Source organism: Dellaglioa sp. CoH-56-MRSF-14, assembly GCF_056782115.1.
The window spans coordinates 1-266 of sequence record NZ_JBXAYB010000109.1 but is presented as its reverse complement, the minus strand read 5'-3'; the positions used below and the strand labels follow the sequence as shown (position 1 = coordinate 266).

Annotated in this window: 1 protein-coding gene; it reads left to right on the top strand. The window is 61.3% G+C overall.

Going from position 1 to position 266, the window contains the following annotated elements:
• Positions 1-266 (top strand): hypothetical protein (locus AC1RPX_RS07990; protein WP_481763365.1); only part of this gene is annotated, 266 nt, incomplete at both ends.

Sequence of the window (266 nt, the reverse complement as noted above, 5' to 3'; positions counted from 1 at the left end):
GAAACCCCTCAATCTGGATGCGGCGGCTATCGTGGCCGACATCATAGCCAAACTCGATGCGGAAAACGAGAAAAAACGGCAGGCCCGTAAACGTGTGGTACCCAAGAACAAAATAGCACGTGAACTGGGGAAGAAGACGGGTGTGCTGGTCACACGCGAGGGCGCGGTGATCGCGGATGAGCGGGCAGCGGCCATCGCCCGGGCCCGGCGCGCGAACCCGAAGATGGTGCGGGACGCGGATCAAAAGCGCCGTGAATCGAGAGCCA